Source organism: Gordonia sp. G4 (genome assembly GCF_057770005.1).
In genome coordinates, this window is the sequence record NZ_CM173442.1 from 2,075,629 (window position 1) to 2,096,755 (window position 21,127).

General features: G+C 68.2%; 19 protein-coding genes, 1 tRNA gene and 1 pseudogene. 11 read left to right on the top strand and 10 right to left on the bottom strand.

Annotation, left to right across the window (positions count from 1 at the left end; translation table 11 throughout):
- Positions 1 to 60: 60 nt before the first annotated feature.
- Entirely contained in the window at positions 61 to 792 is a 732-nt protein-coding gene (locus AC3B5T_RS09160) for a FadR/GntR family transcriptional regulator (RefSeq protein WP_055476696.1), read from the bottom strand.
- Between the two features lie 124 nt (positions 793 to 916).
- On the opposite strand from AC3B5T_RS09160, the gene AC3B5T_RS09165 reads away from it, so the two are divergent.
- From AC3B5T_RS09165 to AC3B5T_RS09175, 3 genes are all read left to right on the top strand, one after another.
- A complete protein-coding gene (locus tag AC3B5T_RS09165) occupies positions 917 to 1,450 on the top strand; it encodes a gluconokinase (protein WP_055476726.1) in 534 nt (177 codons plus the stop codon).
- Positions 1,451 to 1,452: 2 nt separating this feature from the next.
- Positions 1,453 to 2,847: a GntP family permease gene (locus AC3B5T_RS09170; protein ID WP_010844107.1), complete on the top strand. Its 1,395-nt coding sequence runs from the start codon at positions 1,453 to 1,455 to the stop codon at positions 2,845 to 2,847.
- A gap of 146 nt (positions 2,848 to 2,993) precedes the next feature.
- Positions 2,994 to 4,685, top strand: coding sequence for a transposase (locus tag AC3B5T_RS09175; RefSeq protein WP_488358751.1), 1,692 nt, complete (start codon positions 2,994 to 2,996; stop codon positions 4,683 to 4,685).
- 164 nt (positions 4,686 to 4,849) lie between these two features.
- Here the strand turns inward: AC3B5T_RS09175 and AC3B5T_RS09180 are convergent, their stop codons facing one another.
- Positions 4,850 to 5,167 carry a hypothetical protein gene (locus AC3B5T_RS09180; protein WP_156354362.1) on the bottom strand — a complete coding sequence of 106 codons (318 nt, stop codon included), beginning with the start codon at positions 5,165 to 5,167 and terminating at the stop codon, positions 4,850 to 4,852.
- A gap of 67 nt (positions 5,168 to 5,234) precedes the next feature.
- Between AC3B5T_RS09180 and AC3B5T_RS09185 the strand changes: the two genes are divergently transcribed.
- From AC3B5T_RS09185 to AC3B5T_RS09195, 3 genes are all read left to right on the top strand, one after another.
- Entirely contained in the window at positions 5,235 to 6,524 is a 1,290-nt protein-coding gene (locus AC3B5T_RS09185) for a lipase family protein (protein WP_197282824.1), read from the top strand.
- Positions 6,525 to 6,588: 64 nt separating this feature from the next.
- Entirely contained in the window at positions 6,589 to 7,293 is a 705-nt protein-coding gene (locus AC3B5T_RS09190) for a hypothetical protein (RefSeq protein ID WP_055476966.1), read from the top strand.
- A 216-nt stretch (positions 7,294 to 7,509) separates the two neighbouring features.
- A complete protein-coding gene (locus AC3B5T_RS09195) occupies positions 7,510 to 7,989 on the top strand; it encodes a Dps family protein (protein ID WP_055476965.1) in 480 nt (159 codons plus the stop codon).
- Between the two features lie 83 nt (positions 7,990 to 8,072).
- Here the strand turns inward: AC3B5T_RS09195 and AC3B5T_RS09200 are convergent, their stop codons facing one another.
- On the bottom strand, positions 8,073 to 8,612 hold the full coding sequence (locus AC3B5T_RS09200) for a hypothetical protein (protein WP_055476964.1): 540 nt from the start codon (positions 8,610 to 8,612) through the stop codon (positions 8,073 to 8,075).
- Between the two features lie 218 nt (positions 8,613 to 8,830).
- Between AC3B5T_RS09200 and AC3B5T_RS09205 the strand changes: the two genes are divergently transcribed.
- From AC3B5T_RS09205 to AC3B5T_RS09215, 3 genes are all read left to right on the top strand, one after another.
- Positions 8,831 to 10,291, top strand: coding sequence for a serine/threonine-protein kinase (locus AC3B5T_RS09205; protein ID WP_231632810.1), 1,461 nt, complete (start codon positions 8,831 to 8,833; stop codon positions 10,289 to 10,291).
- Between the two features lie 117 nt (positions 10,292 to 10,408).
- Entirely contained in the window at positions 10,409 to 11,800 is a 1,392-nt protein-coding gene (locus AC3B5T_RS09210) for a DUF2252 domain-containing protein (protein WP_197282823.1), read from the top strand.
- A 44-nt stretch (positions 11,801 to 11,844) separates the two neighbouring features.
- On the top strand, positions 11,845 to 13,227 hold the full coding sequence (locus AC3B5T_RS09215) for a dipeptidase (protein ID WP_055476963.1): 1,383 nt from the start codon (positions 11,845 to 11,847) through the stop codon (positions 13,225 to 13,227).
- 15 nt (positions 13,228 to 13,242) lie between these two features.
- On the opposite strand, the pseudogene AC3B5T_RS09220 reads toward AC3B5T_RS09215, so the two are convergent.
- Positions 13,243 to 14,309: pseudogene (locus tag AC3B5T_RS09220) on the bottom strand (acyl-CoA dehydrogenase family protein).
- A 212-nt stretch (positions 14,310 to 14,521) separates the two neighbouring features.
- On the opposite strand from AC3B5T_RS09220, the gene AC3B5T_RS09225 reads away from it, so the two are divergent.
- Positions 14,522 to 14,965 (top strand): helix-turn-helix transcriptional regulator, encoded by a 444-nt coding sequence (locus tag AC3B5T_RS09225; RefSeq protein ID WP_010844118.1) that lies wholly within the window; start codon positions 14,522 to 14,524, stop codon positions 14,963 to 14,965.
- 64 nt (positions 14,966 to 15,029) lie between these two features.
- Here the strand turns inward: AC3B5T_RS09225 and AC3B5T_RS09230 are convergent, their stop codons facing one another.
- Both AC3B5T_RS09230 and AC3B5T_RS09235 read right to left on the bottom strand, forming a co-directional pair.
- Entirely contained in the window at positions 15,030 to 15,644 is a 615-nt protein-coding gene (locus AC3B5T_RS09230) for a lipocalin family protein (RefSeq protein WP_055476961.1), read from the bottom strand.
- 150 nt (positions 15,645 to 15,794) lie between these two features.
- On the bottom strand, positions 15,795 to 16,220 hold the full coding sequence (locus AC3B5T_RS09235; protein WP_014925127.1) for a DUF7144 family membrane protein: 426 nt from the start codon (positions 16,218 to 16,220) through the stop codon (positions 15,795 to 15,797).
- A gap of 200 nt (positions 16,221 to 16,420) precedes the next feature.
- Between AC3B5T_RS09235 and AC3B5T_RS09240 the strand changes: the two genes are divergently transcribed.
- Positions 16,421 to 16,494, top strand: a tRNA-Pro gene (locus AC3B5T_RS09240).
- Positions 16,495 to 16,564: 70 nt separating this feature from the next.
- On the opposite strand, the gene AC3B5T_RS09245 is transcribed toward AC3B5T_RS09240, so the two are convergent.
- The 4 genes from AC3B5T_RS09245 to AC3B5T_RS09260 form a co-directional block, all read right to left on the bottom strand.
- Positions 16,565 to 16,759, bottom strand: a complete 195-nt coding sequence (locus AC3B5T_RS09245) for a hypothetical protein (protein WP_055476960.1) — start codon at positions 16,757 to 16,759, stop codon at positions 16,565 to 16,567.
- Positions 16,756 to 17,481 (bottom strand): haloacid dehalogenase type II, encoded by a 726-nt coding sequence (locus tag AC3B5T_RS09250; protein ID WP_055476959.1) that lies wholly within the window; start codon positions 17,479 to 17,481, stop codon positions 16,756 to 16,758. Before AC3B5T_RS09250 ends, AC3B5T_RS09245 begins: the two co-directional genes overlap by 4 nt.
- Positions 17,478 to 18,485 (bottom strand): metallophosphoesterase, encoded by a 1,008-nt coding sequence (locus AC3B5T_RS09255; RefSeq protein ID WP_055476958.1) that lies wholly within the window; start codon positions 18,483 to 18,485, stop codon positions 17,478 to 17,480. The genes AC3B5T_RS09250 and AC3B5T_RS09255 overlap by 4 nt, the downstream gene beginning before the upstream one ends.
- 84 nt (positions 18,486 to 18,569) lie before the next feature.
- Positions 18,570 to 21,017: a penicillin-binding protein gene (locus AC3B5T_RS09260; RefSeq protein ID WP_035718026.1), complete on the bottom strand. Its 2,448-nt coding sequence runs from the start codon at positions 21,015 to 21,017 to the stop codon at positions 18,570 to 18,572.
- Positions 21,018 to 21,127: the final 110 nt, after the last annotated feature.

The following is a 21,127-nucleotide window of genomic DNA, read 5'->3' on the forward strand; positions in this document are numbered from 1 at the left end:
CAGCCGGGTGGCCTTCGTGGCTCGCTACGCTCGCACCTCAGGCAGCACAGGGGTGGCTCGCTACGCTCGCACCTCAGGCGGCCAGGGGGGCTCCTCGGAGACGGCCGCCGCCGCCTCGGTGATGATCGCTCGCATCGACGCCTCCGCGACCTCCGGGTCGCGGAGGCGTATTGCTCTGGCCACGTCGTCGTGCAGCGCGATGGCGGCCGGGTTGGGGGTCGCCGGCATCATCCCGTGATGGGTGCGTCCGGCCAGGATCTCGTTCACCACACCGGTGAGTGAGCGGAACATCTCGTTGCCGCTCGCCTCGAGCAGTGTTCGGTGGAAGACCTTGTCGGCCAACAGGTACGACTCCAGGTCACCATCGCGTCCGTGTACCGACATGTCCGACACCGCCGCCGCGAGAATGCGGCAATGATGTTCGTCGGCCCGCTCGGCCGCCAGTGCCGCCGCCACCGGTTCGAAGCCTCGCCGCAACTCTGACAGAGTCGCCAGGAACTCGGCGCGGTCGGCGCCGTCGAGGCGCCACCGGATCAGCCGGGGGTCGAACACGCTCCAGCGGGCCCGCGGCTGGATGGTGATGCCGACGCGACGTCTGGACTCGACGAGCCCCATCGACTCGAGAACCCGGATCACCTCGCGTGACACCGTCCGGGAGACGCCGTGTTCGGCGCTGATGGACTCGAGGGTCAGTACGCTCCCGGCCGGCTGTGCTCCCGAGACGATGCGTCTACCGATGGCGGCGAGGATCCCATCGTGCCGCTCGCCCGCGTTCCGTGTGCCCTGACTCACTGTTTCATCTTCTCATTCGTCGAGGTCTTGCTGAATCTGCGTACTTAATGACGACCGGGCTTGCAAAAGTATGATCATTGAGGCAGCCTACGTGATCAGCAGCACAGTGTCGTGAGGAGTGAACATGCGATCGCCCGTAGTCGTCATGGGGGTGTCGGGGTCCGGGAAGTCGACGGTCGGAGCCGCGCTGGCACAGCGCCTGAGAGTGCCGTTCGCCGACGCCGACGACTTCCACCCCGCAGCGAACATCGCCAAGATGTCGGCGGGACAGCCGCTCGACGACGACGATCGTCGACCCTGGCTCGAATCGATCGGCGAGTGGCTTGCCGAGCACGGCGACGGCGGGGTCATGAGCTGTTCAGCCCTCAAACGGCACTACCGTGACCGTCTTCGTGAGCACGCGCCGACGACACTGTTCGCGCATCTGGCCGGCTCGGTCGACGTCATCGCTCGACGCCAGGCATCGCGGCCGGGGCACTTCATGCCGCCGGCGCTCCTCGCGTCGCAGTTCGAGACCCTGGAACAGCTGACCGGAGACGAACGCGGCCTGACCGTCGACGTGGACCAGAGCGTCGACGCCATCGTCGACGAGCTGGTCGCGTCCCTCCCGGACGATCCCAACTCGAACGACCCGCACCCTGACGGCGAGGAGAACTGACGATGTTGCCGACCACCACGATCCTGGCCGCCGGCGCGGATCTACCCGAACCCGTTGCCCCCGGCTGGCAACTCATCGTCGCGGCGCTGGCCGGTATCGCCGTCATCGTCGTCGCGATCACGATCGCGAAGGTCCACCCCTTCCTCGCGCTGGTTGGCGGCGGCGCGACCGTCGGCATCGTCGCGGGTGAGTCCATCCCGACCGTCCTCGAGTCGTTCACCGCCGGATTCGGCACCACCGCAGCAGGTGTCGGCATCCTGATCGCACTCGGCGCCATGTTCGCCAAACTCCTCGCGGATTCGGGCGGTGCCGACGAGATCGTCGACACGATCGTCGGTCATGCGTCACCCCGGATGCTGCCGTGGGCGATGGCCCTCGTCGGCGCCATCATCGGGCTGCCGATGTTCTTCGAGATCGGTCTCGTGCTGTTGATGCCGGTGATCTACCTGGTGGCCCGGCGCTCGGGTCTCGGTCTGATCCCGATCGGCATACCCGCGCTGGCCGGTCTCTCGGCGATGCACGGCTTCGTCCCGCCGCACCCGGGCCCGCTCGTGGCGATCGACGCCCTCGGTGCGGACCTGGGCACGACACTCGGACTCGGTGTGCTGGTGGCCATTCCGACCATCATCGTCTCCGGGCCCCTGTTCGGGGTGCTCGCGGGCCGGTGGGTGACGGTCGAGGCACCGACGACCTTCGACGTCGATCCGGCCGACGGTCCGACGACGAAGCGCCCCTCGTTCGCGATCACCATGTTCAGCGTCCTGCTGCCCGTCGTGCTGATGCTGGGCAAAGCATTGGCCGAGATATTCATCGCCGACGAGGATCAGCCCGTGCGCAAGGTCCTCGACATCCTCGGCACGCCGCTCATCGCGCTTCTGATCGCCGTCATCGTCGCGATGTTCACTCTCGGACGGGGTTCCGGCATGGACCGCGAGACGATCTCGAAGTGCACGGGCGCGGCCCTGCCCGCCATCGCGGGAATCCTGCTCATCGTCTCCGCGGGCGGCGGCTTCAAAGAGGTTCTCGTCGACACGGGGATCGGCACACTGCTGGCGGACTGGGCGACCGGCGCGAACGTCTCGGTGCTCCTGCTCGCGTGGACCCTCGCGGCACTGATCCGCCTGGCAACCGGGTCGGCGACCGTTGCGACCATCACCGCGTCGTCGTTGATCCTGGGGCTGGTCGATGGGATGGGTTCGGGAGAGCTCTCACTGGTCGTACTGGCGATCGGCGCCGGTTCGGTGTTCCTGTCCCACGTCAACGACGCCGGTTTCTGGCTGGTGAAGGAGTACTTCGGGATGACCGTCGGACAGACCTTCAAGACCTGGTCGATGATGGAGACGGTCCTCTCGGTGTCCGGACTGATCGTGGTGCTCGCCCTCGGCCTGGTCATCTGAGCGTGCGCGGCAGCGCCTGAAATCCGCCCCTGACAACCGCCCTCAGGACCCAGGCCGTCGACATATATCGGGCTGTTGCAAAATTCCGGTGTCAGCCGACGGCTTGTCGGGAGCGGTGTGTGGTGGGTATCGGCGATGATGTGTTGGTGGCCAAGGGTTATCGTCCGGTGCAGCGTGATCAGCAGTTTCTGATGCCGCCGAGTATGCGGGAATGGCTTCCGGCCGATGATCCGGTGTGGCTGGTCATCGAATCGGTCGCCTCGCTGGATACCGCGGCGATACGGGCGGTACGCAAGACCGGTGGAGCCGGTCGCGCCGCCTATCACCCGGATATGTTGTTGACCTTGTTGATCTGGGGGTGGGCCCAAGGCCAACGGTCCTCGCGGCAGCTGGAACGGTTGTGTCACCGCGACGTCGCCTACCGCATCATTTGCGGTGGTGAGGTCCCTGATCACGTCACGATCGCCCGGTTCCGCGCGGACTGCGCACCCGCGATCGAGGACCTGTTCACCCAGGTGTTGATGCTGTGCTCGCGGGTCGGGATGGGCCGACTTGGGGTGGTGGCCCTCGACGGAGTGAAGATCGCCTCGAACGCCTCGCTCAGCGCCAATCGCACCGAGCAAGGCTTGCGGGAAGCGTTGGCCAGTGAGGCTGCGCGCGCCGCGGCCGAACACGCAGCCGCTGACACCGCCGACGATGATGTTCATGGTGATGACCGCGGTGACCTGTTACCCCGCGGGTTGCACGATCCGGGGTCGCGGCAGGCCCGGATCGCCGCGGCGCTGGCTGATCTGGCTGCCCACACTGAACTACTCACCAACGCCGAAGCGGTGGCCGCGCAGCGTAGGAACGAACGTGACCAGGCCGCCGAGAAGTCCCAGCAGGCCCGCGAGGAGAAGATCGAGCGGGCGCGGGAACGCCGCGCTGCGGGCGGGCCCGCCACAGGCAAGGGATCGTTGCCGATCGAGATCGAGGTCGAGGTGCTGACCGAATCGTTGGCGCGGGCCATCGCGACCCACCAAGCAAAGATCGACCACTATCGACCTGGTCAGCGAGGCCGCAAACCCGGGCCGGTCGAGACGAACTACTACGTCAGGCGCGCCCAACGAGCACTCGAGCGGGCACAGCAGCGGCAGCAGCAACGTGACGCCGCGGCAGCGGCTCGGCCCGCTGCGGTCTGCACCCCGCCGACCACCGCGACCGCGGCTGCACCGTCACGGGAACCCTGCCGTAACATCACCGACCCGCAATCACGGATGATGGGATTGCGCGGCGGCGGCTGGCTCCAAGGCTTCAACTGCCAGGCTGTGACCAGCGATGACGGGCTGATCATCGCGACCGGCGTGGGCAACAACCCTGCCGATGTCACCACCTTCACCACCATGCTCGACAAAGCCGTCACCGCCGCCGCACTCATCGACACCCACCGCCCCGAACCGCCGGTCTCACCAGGAATTGGGGTCGTGTTGGCTGATGCCGGCTACCTCTCCGAACACAACCTCACCGCACCCGGACCAGACCGGCTCATCGCGACCGGCAAGCACCGGGCCGTGGCCCACGCCGCGCAGCACGCACCCACACACGGGCCGCCACCATCAGAAGCCTCCCCGATCCAGGCCATGACCCACCGGCTGGCCACACCCGAGGGACATGCGCTCTACCGTCAACGCGCCCACATCGCTGAAACCCCGTTCGCCCACGCTAAACACAACCTCGGCTTCCGTCGCTTCACCAGCCGCGGACTCGACAGAGCCACAGCAGAATTCAGCTTCCACGCCCTCGTCCACAACCTGTTCAAAGCCATCGGAACCGCCGCTTTGACCCCCACCACCGCCTGAGACCGGACGCTCCGCGACCGGCCATCACGCCCAACCCGCCCGCCGACCCGTTTACGCAACAGCCCGATATCGTCGTCGAGCAGGTTGTGGAGGGTGGCTTTCAGGGGCGGATTTCTGCGCGGGCTCGGGCGGATGTTGAAGATCGCGCCAGGTCGCTGACCGACTCAGCGGTATCCCGCGGCCGTCGACGGCGCGGACGAACTCGTGGTGTCCGGGTCGGCTTGTCCCACATCGGGATCGCGGTCCGGTGGGGCTGAGGTCGAGGGCGTGGAGGGAGCCGAGGACGTGGCGGCCGACGGGACGGCGGCACGGGCCTGTCGTGCCGCGGTTGCCGCACCTCCCGGAGACGTCACCGTACCCGGGGTGGCGCATGAGGAGGCGAGCACGCTCTTGATGATCCGGTGCGTGAGGGTCGGGGTCGGCGACGTCCAGTTGGTGCCCACGCGGGTGACCACCGACACCGTCGTCGAACTGGGCAGCAAGACGAGCACACCCCCGGGGCGACACCAGTCACCTGACTCAAGTTACTGTGCGGTAGGTTACAGTTCCATGAACGGGAGGTCGGGGAGAATCGTGACTCATCGCAGCACTTCGAGACGGATCGTCGGTATCGCCGGGGCGCTGGTGGCGGCCTGCGCGGCCTCATTGATCCCGGCAGCGGTCGGTGCCGCGGCGGCGGGGAACTTCTACACCCCGCCGGCCCGGTTCGCGGCCGAGCCGGGTTCGGTCATCCGCAGCCAGCCGAGTCCGCTGCTGCTCCAGATCCCCGGAATGACCGGCCAATGGCCGGGGACGGCCCGCACGGTGATGTACACCTCGCGTCTCCAGGACGGGACGCCCACCCCGGTCACCGGCACCGTCGTCGAGCCGACGGCGCCGTGGCGCGGCAAGGGTCCGCGACCGACGCTGGTCGTCGGGTCGGGGACGATCGGTCAGGGCGACCAGTGCGCTCCGTCGAAGCTGATGGGTCTGCCGCTGGCGGTCGACCTCACGAAGCCCAGCATCGGCGTGAACTACACCGCGCCGGAGATGTACTACATGCTCGTCCACGGTGTCCGTGTCTTCATCACCGACTATGTCGGCATGGGTACGCCCGGCGTCCACACCTACGTCAATCGGGCCGAATCCGGACAGGCGATGCTCGACGGTGCGCGGGCCGCGCTCGACGTCTCGGGTGCGCCCGCCGATGCGCCGGTCGGCTTCGCCGGGTACTCGCAGGGTGGGGGAGCCGCGGCGTCGGCCGCCGAACTCGCCGAGACGTATGCGCCCGAACTGAACGTCCGGGCCACCTACGCCGGCGCGCCCCCCGCCGACCTCGAGAAGGTCATCCCGGCCATCGACGGCACCACGATCGCCGGGGCGATCGGTTTCGCCATCAACGGATTGACCGAGCGATACCCGGACGTCGCCGACGTGGTGCGACGCGAGACCAACCCGACCGGCAAGGCCGCTCTGAAGCAGATCTCGACCAGCTGCATCGGCGACATCATCCCGGCGTTCGGTTTCCGCCGCGTCGAGACGTGGACCCGTACCGGGGAGACGCTGTCGGCCCTCATCGCACGGTCCCCGGGTCTGCAGGATGTGGTCCGGGACCAGCGGATCGGGCGCCTCAAGCCGAACGCGCCCGTCTTCGTCGAAGGCGGACTGCACGACGACGTGATCCCGTACGGCCAGGTCGCGCAACTCGCCGCGGACTGGCGGGCACAGGGTGCCGACGTCACCTTCGTCACCGATCCCACCCCGCCCATCGTGACGAAGTCGATCGTCAACCATGTCGTGCCCATGCTCGGCACGTTCGTTCCCGGCATGGAATTCGTCCTGACCGAGTTCCGGAAATAGGCCGGACGGTGCCGCACGCTCGTCGACGCTGGAGGCCCGCCGGGGCGAGTGGCAGGATCGGGGCATGACGGATCCGCAGGACCCGACCGGCGATGCGTCCGGCGACCCAGCCGGCCGTGACCCAGCCGGGCCTGACCCCGACCGTGTCCCGACCCAGGCCGAGCTGGACGCCGAGGACCTGGCCGCCCTCGAACGATCCTCGCGCGATCGGGACCTGGCTGCGCTCTACCCGGCACGGCCGGGTGATCCGGGACCGCCGCCGGACGCGCTCGCGGTGCATGCGCGCCTCGCGTGGTGGGGCGCTGCCGTGATCGGGCTCGTGCTGACGATCTACGGCTTCTTCAACCTGGGGACCATCACCGACGATCTGCGTGGCCGGCTGCTCGAGGGTGTGGTCGCAGATCCGGCGAACTCCGCTCCGGAGAGCGAGGTCGACACACTCGCCGGATTCTTCCCGCCGTTCATGCTGGCGATGATCGTCGTCGTGCTGGCCATCGAGTACGCATGTCTGGTGGCCGCCGCGACCCAGCACAGCCGCCATCTCCGCAACTTCTTCCTGGCAGCCGTCGTCGTGCATCTGCTGTGCATCCCCGTCGGCGTCGACCTTCTGTTCCGGTACCCCGACGTGTCGTCGAGCATGGTCGTCCTCAGCTACGTCCAGTTCGGCCTCCTGGTCGTCGCTGCCCTCTGCACCCTCCGGCGCCCGGTCAACCAGTGGTTGCCGGAGTCGACCCGGATGAAACCCACACGGGCGATGCGCGGACGCTAGTGGCGTGCCGACGTCGCACGCCGGTGTCGTGATCATCACCCCGCGGGCGACGGTGTCGCCGGAATGTTCCGCGGACGGGGTCGGTTGGAACAGGCGATCAGGGGCTACACCGGTTCCGCGGTCACCGCTCACGTGTGATCGCACCGCAGCCCTTGCCGCACAGCGGCAGTCGGATCACGACTGCACGCAGCTATGACAAGAAGGGAGTTCTTGATCATGACCACCACCACCCCGATCACGAGCACACTCACCGACGAGCAGCAGTCCGTCGCCGGAAAGGCGCTGCAGGACACTCTCGTCGACCTCATCGACCTGTCGCTCATCGCGAAGCAGGCGCACTGGAACGTGGTCGGCAAGCAGTTCCGCTCCGTGCATCTCGACCTGGATGAACTGGTCACCGTGTCCAGGGAGTTCACCGACGCGGCCGCCGAACGGGCCACCGCGATCGGCGTGAGCCCCGACGGTCGCGCCGAGACCGTCGCGAAGACCGCCCACACCAAGGGATTCGGTGAGGGATGGACCAAGGACAGCGACGTCGTCGAGGCGATCGTCGCCAATCTGAAGGCAGTGGTCGTCGGTCTCCGCGAACGAATCGGGGTCACCGAGCAGGCCGATCCGGTCACCCAGGATCTGCTGATCTCGTTCGCCTCGAAACTCGAACAACTGCACTGGATGTGGCAGGCGCAGATCGCCTAGCGAGAACGCCTGACCCTCTCACAGCAACGAACCCCCGCCGAGCTCCGGCCCGGCGGGGGTTCGTTGTGTCTCGGATGGCTCGGTCAGTCGACGGACCGCGCGGAGACCCCTGCGTCGGGGTCCGGCACCTCCGACGCCGGACCGTCCGGGTCCGGATCGGTGTCCTCGGTGGCGTAGGAGTCGCTGAAGGACACCCTCGGGGTGGTCGCCGAGTGGTACAGCGCGATTCCCGTGTACACCAGGGTCGCCACGGCGAACATCCCGGTGGCCACGATGGCCGCGACATGCACGACGGTCGCGAAGGCGCCGTCGAGCGGACCCACCGCCAACGCCCCGGCTCCGGCGAGCACCGCGCCGAGCAGCGCCCACGCGGCACTGCGAATCCACGGTGCGACCACCGAGGCGTAGAAGAGCCGTTGGTAGATGGTCAGCGAGAACTCGTCGACCGCGGCCAGCCGTACCTCGTCGTCGCCCGCGAGGTCGCGCAGTTCCCGGGCCAGCTGGGTCTGGCGTTGCAGGGTCGTCGATTCCCGTTCCCGGTATCGCACGAACCCGACGACGCCGAACGCCGTAGCCAAGAGTCCCAACCCGACCATCACACCCCAGTAGTCCACGGCGTTCACGCTACAACTAGAACCTGTTGCAGTCGTGAAGCGGGTCACAGGGTGCCCTCGTCGTGGCCGGTCACGGCCTTGCCCCCGCCGACGGTCGGGCCCGGGGTGCGGGCGCTGCTAGGTTGGGCGACCGTCTGTGCCGGAACGGAGCCGACCGGGAAGAGCCCGGCGCCGCCGGCGCGAGAGGTTCGATGACGAACGGGAGGGATGTGCGGGTGAGGGCTCGGATGATCTGGACGTCGATCCTGTGCGCGGTCGTGGGCCTCGTCGTGAGTGCCTCGGCAACGGGTGTCGGTGCCCATGGGATCGGGCCCTCGGGGAGCGGCGCGTACACGAGCCCGGCTCCGGGTGTCGACGTGCTGTCCGGTCATGCACCGGAGGCGGTCCTGCTCAGTCGCGAGCTGTATGCCCGCTCCGACGAGGCGATCCTGCTGGGTCGCGATGCCCTCGACGACGCCGCCATCCGGACCGCTGCGGCGCGCGTCGCGCAGGACAGGCACGTGCCGGTGCTGGCCGTGACGTCGCAGACGGCGTCGAGCGTCGGTGACGAGCTCCGACGGCTCGGGGTGAACACCCAGGTCCGTCTCGGCCGGGTCGAGGGCGTGTCGGACTCGCGCTCCGCCGCGGATCTCGACGACCTACGCGGAAACGCTCCGAGGTCGGGGCCCGCCCCGCTGGTGATGCTGACCCGCGACGCCCCAGCCGACGCGATCATGACGGCACGGTCGGCGGCCCGGGTCGTCGAGGTGCCCGTACCGGATCCGCGGGCGACCGCCGAATCGGTGGCCACGATCGAGGCGGCGGCGACCGAACGGACCGCCGTGCGGGCGGTCGGACCCGGGTTCGGCTCGGCCGACGAGTTCGCCCGGCGCGCCGAACAAGCCCGCGGCACACCGCAACTGCCCGGCGGCGGGCAGATCGTCTTCCCGGGCAGGCGGATGGTCGCGCTGTACGGATCGCCGGGCGCGCCCGCGCTCGGTCCGCTCGGACGACAGGGCATCGCGGCGTCGATCGACCGGGTGCGCCGCCTCGCCGCCGACTACCAGCGGGTGAGTGCCGAACCGGTGATCCCGGCATTCGAGATCATCGCCTCCGTCGCATCGGCCGAGCCGGGCCCGGGGTCGACGTACACGAACATGATCGATCCGGAGACCCTCCGGCCGTGGGTCGAGGCCGCCGGCCGCGCCGGGGTCTACGTCACCCTCGATCTGCAGCCCGGGCGGATGGATTTCCTGACGCAGGCGCGTCGCTACGCCGACCTGCTGGCGCAACCCCACGTCGGGCTGGCGCTGGACCCCGAGTGGCGACTCGAACCCGATCAGGTCCACCTCACGCAGATCGGTTCGGTCGGCGCCGAGGAGGTCAACCGGACCTCGGAATGGCTCGCCGGACTCGTCCGAAGCCGGCACCTGCCGCAGAAACTGTTCGTCCTGCACCAGTTCGACGCCGGGATGCTCGACGACCGGCCGGCGATCGTCACCGGTCGCGAAGAACTGCAGGTGGTCCTGCACGCCGATGGACACGGCACACCGGACGTGAAGATGGAAACGTGGCGCAGATTGGTCACCGATCTCCCGGCGGGGATGTGGATGGGCTGGAAGAATTTCTACACGGAGGACAAGCCGACGTTCTCGCCCGCGACCACGCTGGCGGTGCGCCCGTCACCGTGGTTCGTGTCGTACCAGTGACTCTGTGACGTCACCGGGCGGCCCGGACCGGACGGACGTCGTTCGCGGCAGTTCTCCCGCGGGCCCCGGTCGGGACCCGGAGAACTGCTACTCCGCCGGTGGCGGGGCCGCACCGATATGAAGGAGCACCCCGTGGCGACACCCTTGTCCACGCTGCCCGCCGCTGCCGAACTCGCCGCGTGCCCCACGCCGACCGAGCGGGCCGACCCGTTGAAGATCCTCGCGGCACAGGCGCAGAACCGTGTCGCCGACCTCATCCCGGTGCGGCACGCGCGGATGTCGGCCACCCCGTTCACCTTCTATCGCGGTGCGGCAGCCGTGATGTCCGACGATCTGTCGCGAACCCCGAACACCGGGATCATCACGCAACTGTGCGGCGACGCGCACCTCAGCAATCTCGGTCTGTTCTTCAGCCCCGAACGTCGGATGGTGTTCGATCTCAACGACTTCGACGAGACCCATGTCGGTCCGTTCGAGTGGGACGTGAAACGTCTCGCGGCGAGCTTCACGATCGCCGGACGCAACAACGGTTTCGACGACGCGACCAACCGCAAGGTCGCCAAGACCGTCGCCAAGGCGTATCGGCGGGCCATCGCTCGCAGCGCCACCCAGACGACGCTCGAGAACTGGTACGCCGGGATCGACGCCGACGCCTTTCTGACGGACTTCGGACCGAAGCTGGACACGTCGATGAGCGAGCGCACGCAGAAGGCGCTCAAGAAGGCCCGGCATCGTGACAGTGCTCAGGCCCTCGCGAAGCTCTGCGTGGTCGATGCCGACGGGTCCGCGCACATCCGCAGCGAACCGCCGCTGCTGGTGCCGCTTCACGAACGGTTTCCGGCCGAGACCGCCGACATCGTCGCCGAGAGGGTCCGGGAGCGGATCGACGCCTACCGCGACACCGTGCCGCTGCACGTGCAGGCCCTCCTCGACCAGTTCGAGATCGTCGACATCGCGTTCAAGGTGGTGGGCGTCGGCAGCGTCGGGACGCGGGCGTGGATCATCCTGCTCACCGGCAAGGAGATGGGTGACCCGCTGTTCCTCCAGGTGAAGGAGGCGCAGCGGTCGGTTCTCGCCGACCATGTGCCCGCGTCGGGGTTCGACAATCAGGGGCAGCGGGTGGTCGAGGGTCAGCGGCTGCTCCAGGCGACCAGCGACCTGTTCCTCGGCTGGTCGACAGGGACCGACGAGAACGGCGAGCGACGCGACTTCTACGTGCGCCAGCTTCGTGACGGCAAGGGCTCGGTCGTCGTCGAGGCCCTGAGCCCGGACGGGATGAAGTTGTACGCGCAGTTGTGCGGACTGGTCCTCGGTCAGGCCCATGCGCGCACCGCGAGTCGCTCGCAGATCGCCCAGTACCTGGAGACGGCGAGGGGTTTCAGCGACGCCATCGCGGAGTTCTCGATCGGTTACGCGGATCTCAACGACTCCGATCATTCGAGGATGATGGAAGCCATCGGCCGGGGTGAGCTCGAGGTGTACGACCTGGCGGCAGAGGGAAAGAGCTGAGCCGGCCGCAACCGCCGGATTCGACGACAGAGGGGAGATCGCCGGTGGAATCGACTGCGCGAGAGACCGAGACAGCACTGCGGGAGCGGGTGGCCGAGCTGATGCCGCAGGCGAGATCGGATCTCGCGGAGATGGTCGGGTTCCGTTCGGTACACGATCCCGACCAGTTCCCGGTCGAGGAGTGCGACGGGATGGTCGACTGGCTGCTGGAAGCGTTCCATGCCGTCGGTGTCGAGGACGTCACCGCACACGTGACCAGCGACGGCAGCAAGGCGATCACCGGGTCCATTCCCGGCCCGGAGGGTGCGCCGACCGTCCTGCTGTACTTTCACCACGACGTGCAGCCACCCCTCGGTGATGACGAATGGGACTCTCCCGTCTGGGAATTGACCGACCGTGACGGGCGCTGGTACGGCCGCGGAGCGGCGGACTGCAAGGGCAACATCGTCGTACACCTCACCGCGCTGCGGGCACTCGCCGGCCGCGCCGGGGTGACCGTGAAGATCATCGGCGAGGGGTCGGAGGAGCAGGGGACCGGTGGCCTCGAGGACTTTGCGGTCCGGAACCCGGAACTGCTTCGCGCCGACGCGATCCTGATCGCGGACTCCGGCAACTTCGCCGTCGGGAAGCCGAGCCTGACGACCACGCTGCGCGGCATCGCGAACATCGTGGTGTCGGTGGAGACCCTCGAGTCGGCCATGCACTCCGGGATGTTCGGCGGTGCCGCCCCGGACGCACTCGCGGCCCTCATCTCGATGCTCGCCACCCTGCGTGACGAGCACGGCAACACCACCGTCAGCGGACTCGACGCCGACGCCCGATGGCGCGGCGTGTCCTATCCGCCCGATCGGTTCCGCAGCGATGCAACGGTTCTCGACGGGGTCGGACTGGTCGGTTCGGGATCGGTCTCGGACATGGTGTGGGCCCGCCCGGCCGCCACGGTGCTCGGCATCGACTGCCCGCCGGTGGTCGGCTCATCGGCGGCGGTGCAGCCGCGGGCGCGGGCGCGGATCAACCTCCGGGTGCCGCCGGGGATGGACCCCGTGCATGCGCAGGACGCGCTCATCGCACACCTTCGCGGCGTCACGCCCTGGAACGCGCGAGTGTCCTTCGAGCGTGAGGCCGTGGGGTCGCCCTTCGTCGGTTCCACCGACGGCCCCGCGTACGACACCTTGACCGACGCGCTGTCGACCGCCTACGGCAGTGAGGTCCTCATCCAGGGACAGGGCGGGTCGATCCCGTTGTGCAACGTCCTAAAGTCGCTGTTCCCCGAGGCCGAGATCATGCTGTTCGGTGTCGAGGAACCGCGGTGTCTGATCCACGCGCCCAACGAGAGCGTCGATCCGTCGGAGATCGAACGGATCGCGCTGGCCGAGGCCATCTTCCTACGCGACTTCGGCGCCCGCGGGGCGGCGGCCCGCAGGTAACACTCAGCGTACGCCTCAGAGGCCGCTGAATCGCTGCGCCAGAGCAGTTTTCAGCTCCGGCCGGCTGGCGGCGACCAGGACGAACGCGGCTTCGCGGAAGAGGCGTTCGGGGTCGGACCCGCGCACGAGTGCGCGCCCCCGGTGGCTGCCACGAGCGCGGCGGCCGCGTCGAGTGCCAGGCGGGCGGCGTCGGCCCGGGCTGCCAGCAGCGCGGTGGCATCCGCCATCCCCGCGTCGAGTGCGGTCCGGACGATGTCGGCACGCTCACGGAGGGCCCGCGCCTCCCGACTGTGGCCGCCGACATCGAGCAGCGCGGTGCAGCGGCGCACGAGGCCGAACGGGAGCGTGCCGTTGAGCCGGACGCCGACGTTCTGGGTCGCGGAGAACTCCTCGAGACCCAGGCGGGTGACGACGCGATCGGAGGGGACGGTCAGGCCGTCGACGCGCAGCGACACCGTCTGGGTCGCGGCGGCCGCGGACAGGTCGACGGGCGTGGCCCGGACCGCACCGGCCGACGCGCCGTCGAGGAGGTCGGGCATGCGCAGGATCGCGGACACGACGTCATCGGTGGCGGCGTCGCGCGCCGAGATCTGCAGGAGGTCGACCACGCCCCAGCCGCTGACGAACGGTGCATGGCCGGTGAGGATCCAGCCGCCGTCGGTGGCGGTTGCGGTCATTCGCGGCGGCGTGGGCACGACCCCGGCATAGGCGACTCCCGCGCGCAGCCGCCCGGTCACTGTCGCATCGAGCAGTTCCGCGCGCAGGTCGGTGTTCGGGGTCCGGGACAGCGAGAGCACGACGCCGTGATGCTGAATCCAGGTGAAGGCGGTGGCGAGGCAACCGCTGGTCAGCACCTCCAGGATCTCGGTGACCTCGCCGAACTCGAGTCCCTGCCCGCCGGCCTCGACCGGTGCGGCGATGCCGTACAGACCGGCGTCGGCCAGTACCTGCCAATGGGAGTCGGGCACCGAGCCGGTGCGGTCGGTCTCACCGGCCGCCGGGAACAAGACCTCGTCGGCGACCCTGATCGCGGCCGTGCGGAGCTCGGTCCGTCGAGCGGCTGCGGCGTCGTCGGTGGTCACAGATAACACCCTACGACGAGTGTTCCGGCCGGGCCCTGATGTTGGACGCCCGACCAGGTCTCTCGTCGTCGCGTGGCACGGAAATCGTCGTCGCGCAGCACGATCCCGGGACCAGAATCCTTGAAAGTGGGACCAAAGGCCCAAGACCAGGAGGGTGCGCGTCGATAAACTCGGTATCGGGTGGGAGCAGGCTCTCGTGTGGAAGGAACCCAGTGACCGCAATCCTCAATGGTCGGGACATGCAGTCGATACGTGTTGTGCCGGAATCGAATTCGGGTGCTCAACGGTCGGACATGCGGACGAGTGAGCGGTACTTGCGTGCCGCGGTCACCGACCTCATCGAGCGCAATTTCCGTGATCCTGACTTCAGTGTCGAGATCGTCGCCCGGCACCTGCACGTGAGTCGCCGTCACCTCTACCGGGTACTCGCCGGCGGCACCACCTCGCTCGCCGAGATGATCGCCGACCGCCGCCTGGAATGGGCGCAGGGGTTGCTCCTGGGTCCGGGCAACCTGAAACTCGAGGCCATCGCGCACGCATCGGGATTCGCCTCGACGGCCACGATGCGCAATCGCTTCCGGTCGAAGTTCGGGTGCACCCCCGACGAATTCCGCCGCATGGCACCGGTCTCGGGACCGGACGCCGAGGCGAGCTGAAACGACTCCGGCGCAAGCATTTTCATGCCTGCGCCGGAACCTGGTCATCGTCTGACGGTGGCCGTCACACCGTGCACAAGGGCGAGTAGTCGCTGCGCCCGCCGGTGGTCGGGGACACGAGGAAGGTGCACGGGTTGTACCCGACCTTCTCGATCTCTGTGGTCAGGCGACGCAATTCCGAGTTGGGCACCACCTTGTCGCGCGAGAGCAGGAATCCCGATCCGCGGCTGGGGTCACCGACGATCGCGTACTGATAGGGCCCGGTGGGGTCCGCACCGTCTTCGAGGTAGGCGACGATGTAGTTGGGTGCGCTGCCGGGGTTGATGCTCCCCGGGGTCTGCGGGAAACGAACGCTCAGTTGGGCATTCGTCTGGGGGTCGACGACGGTCGCGCGTCCGACGACGCCACCTCGCATGCCGGTCGGGCCGGTGCACTTGTTGTCGACGCCGATGGTCTTGGCGTCGATGTAGGTGTAGGTGGCGCTGGTGTCCCGGGCGCAGGTGACGCCGAAGAACGACGGCACGGTCGCCAGTTGCCACCATGTTCCGAGGTAGCGGTCCACCTCGACCTTCGCCACCGGGGCCAGCGGCGCGGCCTGGGCCGGCCCCGTCCCAGCGGCGAAGCCGACGCTGAGGAGTACGCCGGCGACAAGGGCTGCAAGGGACCGGGTGATGCGCATGGTGTTCCTTTCGTGCGATACGTCGTTCGCGCCGCTCCCTCGGTGGAGCAGCGTCATCAGACGATTCGGACCCGATGCGCGTCGTGGATTGGTCGGTCCCCCGCAGGCCTCGTCTCAGCGACTTTTTGTCACCGACTCAGAGCCGGTCGGTCACAGGTTGTACTCGTTGGTGGGGTTCCACGTGGAGATGGCCCAGATCACGATCAGATCCAGGACGATGATCAGGATCGCCCACGCCGGGTAGTAGGGCAGCCACAGGAACTGCGCGATGATCGACAACGACGCGATGATGATCGCGGAGATGCGCGCCCAGTCAGCGCCCACGGCGAGACCACCGGCGACGAGAATGCCGACGATGCCCAGGATCAGGTGAATCCAGCCCCACGTGGTGAGGTCGAACTCGAAGATGTAGTTGGGACTGGCCACGAACAGATCGTCGTTCGCGATCGCGGAGATGCCCTGGAAGATCGAGACCAGACCGGCTACGAACAGCAGCGCGGCGGCCACGATCGCGATCCCGAAAGCGAAGCCTTGTTTGGCAGACGAGCTGGCCTGCTGGTCAGGGGAAGCGCTCATGGTTTGGCGTGTCCTTTCAGTGGTGGTACGCCGACTCCTGGTCCCGACCGACGGCGCGGCGGCTCTGGTACGGATGGACCACAACAAGAATGAGGTGTGCGACACACTTACGCACAGTGTTTGAGCCACACCGGGCACATCTTTGACCAGGCGATTTAGTACTCGCCCGAAGTGGGGTATAAGCTATCGCAGGCTACACACGGGGTGTGGCGCAGCTTGGTAGCGCGCTTCGTTCGGGACGAAGAGGTCGTGGGTTCGAATCCCGCCACCCCGACGCTTTGGTTGGGAAGCAGTAGAGGCCCTGGCCTGGAGAAATCCGGTCAGGGCTTCCTCGTTTCTGCAGGTCAGTCGAGGTCCTCGTCCGACGAGAGCCGACCGCCGATGTGGGCCAGGATGATCGGGTCGTCGGTGAGGATGCGGTCGACCTCCTCGCCGCCGTCGCATCGCAGCAGACCCACCGTGACCCCGTCCGGTCCGTGGTGGACCACCCGCCACGACGCCCCGGAGTCCTCCCAGCGCAGCAGGTCGTCGAGTGTCATCCGAGAGGTGCGCTCTCGGAGCCGCTCAGCTGCCGCGCGAGATCGAGCAGATCCGTCGCGTGGAAGTCGTTGTCCGGCGAACCGGAATCGTCTTTCTCGTCCCCGCCCCACTCGTCCGGTCGCTCGATGAACGCCGTCCGCAGCCCGAAGGACCGCGCGGCGTCGAGATCGCTCTGGTGGGTCGCCACCATCATCACCTCGGCGGGCTCGGCCTCGAGCAGATCGGCCAGCCCGCAATAGGTCTCGCGCGCCGGTTTGTAGTGCCGCCAGAGGTCGGAGCCGCCGATGACGTCCCAGGGGAATCCGTTGTGGCGGGCCATGTCGGTGAGCAGCGCGACGGTGCCGTTGCTCAGTGCGCAGATGATGTGGTCGCGTTTCAGGTGCCGGAGGCCCTCGGCGGCGTCGGGCCAGCCGGGGATCGTCCGCCAGGCGCGGACGAGAGAGCGTGCCTGCGCGTCGTCGAGCGAGACCCCGTACAGCGCGGCGACGTCGTGCAGCGTCTCGGTCTGCAGATCATCGAGGCGCCGCCACGGTAGTTCGCCGGCCTCGACCCGGGCCAGGATCGGCGAATACCGGCGTCGCCACTCCTTGGCGAATGCCGCGGAGTCGACACCCGGGACGATCGCCCGGACGGCACCGGAGATGCCGGTGAACCAGTCGGTGACCGTCCCGAACGTGTCGAAAGCGAGGACCTTCACACGGGGATGAAGGTCAGCGCTCACATGGTCTCCCGGGCCAGCTGCGGAAGCGACTGGTCGGCGTCGTAGTCGGCGTCACCGTGCGACACCGGGGTGAGGGTGAGCAGGCTGGCCTCCGGGCGGCAACAGAAACGCGCGGGGGCATACGGCGACGTGCCCAGGCCTGCACTCACGTGCAGCTTCATCGACGACCCCCAGTTCGACGGGCCCTTGACCCGGGACCGATCGAGCTGACAGTTCGTCACCAGCGCGCCGAAGAACGGCAGACAGAGCTGCCCGCCGTGCGTGTGGCCCGCCATGACCAGGTCGTAGCCGTCGGCGGCGAACCGGTCGAGGACACGCGGTTCGGGTGAATGGGTGAGCCCGAGCCGCAGGTGAGCCAGCGGATTCGGCCGGCCGGCGACCGTCTCGTACCGGTCCCGTTCGATGTGGGGATCGTCGACGCCGGCCGCGACGACCCGCACCCCGCTGACCTCCAGCTCGCGGACCGTGTGTGTCGCGTCGAGCCACCCGCGCTCGGTGAACGCCGCCCGCAGGTCCTGCCACGGCAGGGGTTCGCCCTGGGTGCGCTGATGGTTCTTCTTGAAGTACTTGAGCGGATTCTTGGGTTTGGGACCGAAGTAGTCGTTGGACCCGAACACGAAGAAACCGGGCCGCGACAGCAGCCCGCCGAGCGCCTGGATCACCGACGGCACGGCCTGCGGGTGTGCGAGGTTGTCGCCGGTGTTGACGACGAGGTCGGGTTCGAGCGCCTCGAGCTCGGCGATCCATGCCTGCTTGAGACGCTGGCCGGGCATCATGTGCAGGTCGCTTATGTGCAGGACCCGCAGCGGCGTGGCGCCGGGTTCGAGTACCGACAGCGTCGTGTGACGCAGCGCGAATGCGTTGCGCTCGATCACCGTCGAGTAGAACAGCCCGGCCGCGGCGAGCCCCGCCACGCCGGCCAGAGCGCGGGCGGGTACCCCGGAACCGGACGTACCGAGGCGGGGGATGCCGAGGCGTGCGAAGTCGAGTTCGGAGTGCTGCATCACCCCAGAATACGCATCCCGTGCGACGGTTCCGTCCCGGTTTCTCCAGCGGCGCGGACGGGTGCGTCGATTCACCGATCGCGGTCAGCCGGGTAGCTGGATCACCACCGGTCCGACGCCGGGCACCACGACCGTGGTCTCGGTGGGACCGCCCTCGTCACCACCGGCGCGGCGGCCGTTGCTGACATAGATGGTCACGGTGCTGCCGGGCATGGCCGAGTCGGACGGAGCGGTGAAGACCACGGTGCCCTGCGGACGCCCGCTGTCGACCTCGAGTTCGCTGACCTTGAATCCGGCGCCCTGCAGACGGGACGTCGCCTCGCTCGCAGGCAGGCCGCTGACCTGCGGGATGCGACCGCGGTCGCTGCCGTTCCAGTACTCACGGTCGATCGGGGGCAGGTTGACGGGACCGAACTTCGTCGCCACCGGTCTGACGGCCTGGAACCAGGTGCGGGCCGGTTCCATGCCGCCGTAGAGGTCGCCGTCGTAGCAGGAGCGCAGCGGGCTGCTGCACACGCCCTGCGGGTTCGGGCCGTCGCTGTAGACGTATGCGGCGCCGGCGATCTGGTTGGTGAAGCCCACGAACGCCGAGGAGCGGTGCGCTTCGGTGGTGCCGGTCTTGCCCGCCATCGGCAGCGTCCAGCCCGCGGATCCGGCCGCACCGGCAGCGGTGCCGGCGCCCACGTCGTCCTTGCTCATCGCGTTGGCGAGGGTGTGCGCCAGACCCTCGTCCACGACCTGCTCGCACGGCGGCGGCGTGAACGGGACGGCCGTCAGGGCGCGCTGCCCGTCGGGCCCCATCACCGGGTTGCCGTACTGGTCTCGATTGATCCGGCTGATGGACTTGATCGGGTTGGGCGGGCACCATGTACCGCCCGACGCGAGGGTGGCTGCGACATTCGCGAGCTCGAGGCCGTTGAGCGGCAGGGGGCCGAGGGTGAAGGAGCCGAAGTTCCCGTCCTTGACGTACTGCGCCATGCTCTTCTCGCCATACCCCGACGAACCGGGGATGGTGTACGAACGCAGGCCTAGGCGGACCGCCATGTCGACCGCCGGCTTGACGCCGACCTGTTGCAGCAGCTTCACGAACGCGGTGTTCGGTGACTGTGCCAGGGCGTTCGTCACCGACATCGAGGCCGGATAGCGGCCGTCGTTCTTGACGCAGTAGGCGTTGGCGGGGCACCCGTTGGTTCCGCCGCTGTTACCCATGCCCTCGACGGCGATGGACCCGGGGACGGGGATGTTGGACCCCGCGCCGAGGCCCTTTTCCATCGCGGCGGCGACGGTGAAGATCTTGAACACCGAGCCGGCGCCGTCACCGACCATGGAGAACGGCTGTGGTTGCATCGTCTCGCCGCGATTGAGGTCGAGCCCGTAGTCGCGGCTCGACGCCATCGACAGCACGTCGTGCGACTTCTTGCCGGGCCGGAGGGTGCTCATCACGTCGGCGACACCGTCGGCGGTCGGGCTCGCCTGAGCCTTCACCGCCCGCACGGTGGAGCGCTGGACCTCGGGGTCGAGCGTGGTCTGGATGATGTAGCCGCCGCGCAGGACCGAGTTGCGGGACATGCCGTTCTCGGCCAGGAACTGCAGCGCGTAGTCACAGAAGAAGCCGTTGTTGTCCGCCGCGATGCATCCCTGCGTCGGGGTCTGCGGGCGCGGGAGCACGCCGAGCGGCTTCTCCTTGGCCGCGACGAGTTCGTCGCGGCGTTCCGGGAAGTTCTCGATCATCGTGTCCAGCACGACGTTCCGGCGGGCGAGGGAGGCCTCCGGGTTGGAGTACGGGTTCAGTGCGGAGCTGGACTGGACCATGCCGGCGAGCAGGGCGGCCTGCTCGACGCGCAGATCTTTGGCGGGGATGCCGAAGTAGGTCTGCGCGGCGGCCTCGATGCCGTAGGCGTTGTTGCCGAAGGGCACGACGTTGAGGTAGCGGGTGACGATCTGCTTCTTCGCCTCCTGCTTGGCGGCGGCGTCGTCGAGTCCCTTGTCGCGCTTGGCCTGATCGATCAGGGTCTGTTCCAGGGTGAGCGCCATGCGCACCTCGCGGAGCTTGCGCGCGGGGGTGGTCTCCACCGCGGCCTGGCGATCGGCCTCGGTCCGGGCGAGCACGAGGAGCTGGTAGTTCTTGATGTACTGCTGGTCGAGCGTCGACGCACCCTGCTGGACCTCGCCCGACGACGAGTTCTTCAGAGCGGCACGGATGGTGCCCTTCCAGTCGACGCCGTCGTGTTCCAGGAACCGCCGGTCCTCGACCGAGATGATCGCCCGGATCATGTCGGGAGAGATGTCGTTGTAGCCCACCTGGTAGCGGTACTGGTCGAACAGCACCGCGATCGGCTTTCCGTCGACGTCGGTCATCGTGGTGACCTCTGGCAACGTGCCGTTGAGTAGTTCAGAGGACACGTTCTCGACTGCGGCCGCCGCTCGGTTGGAGACGACGCCGATTCCGCTGGCCACCGGGTAGAGCAGACCTGCGACGAGAACTCCGGCCAGCAGGCTCGCCCACGCCAGCGACCACAGTTTCTTCGACATCACCCCGACAGGATACGTGCGTTCCCTCTGAACATCGCCCTGCCTCGCCCGCGGCGTCGGTGGAGGGCGGCGGTGGACCGGCCGCCGGGGACTCGGCGCGACCGGCCGCT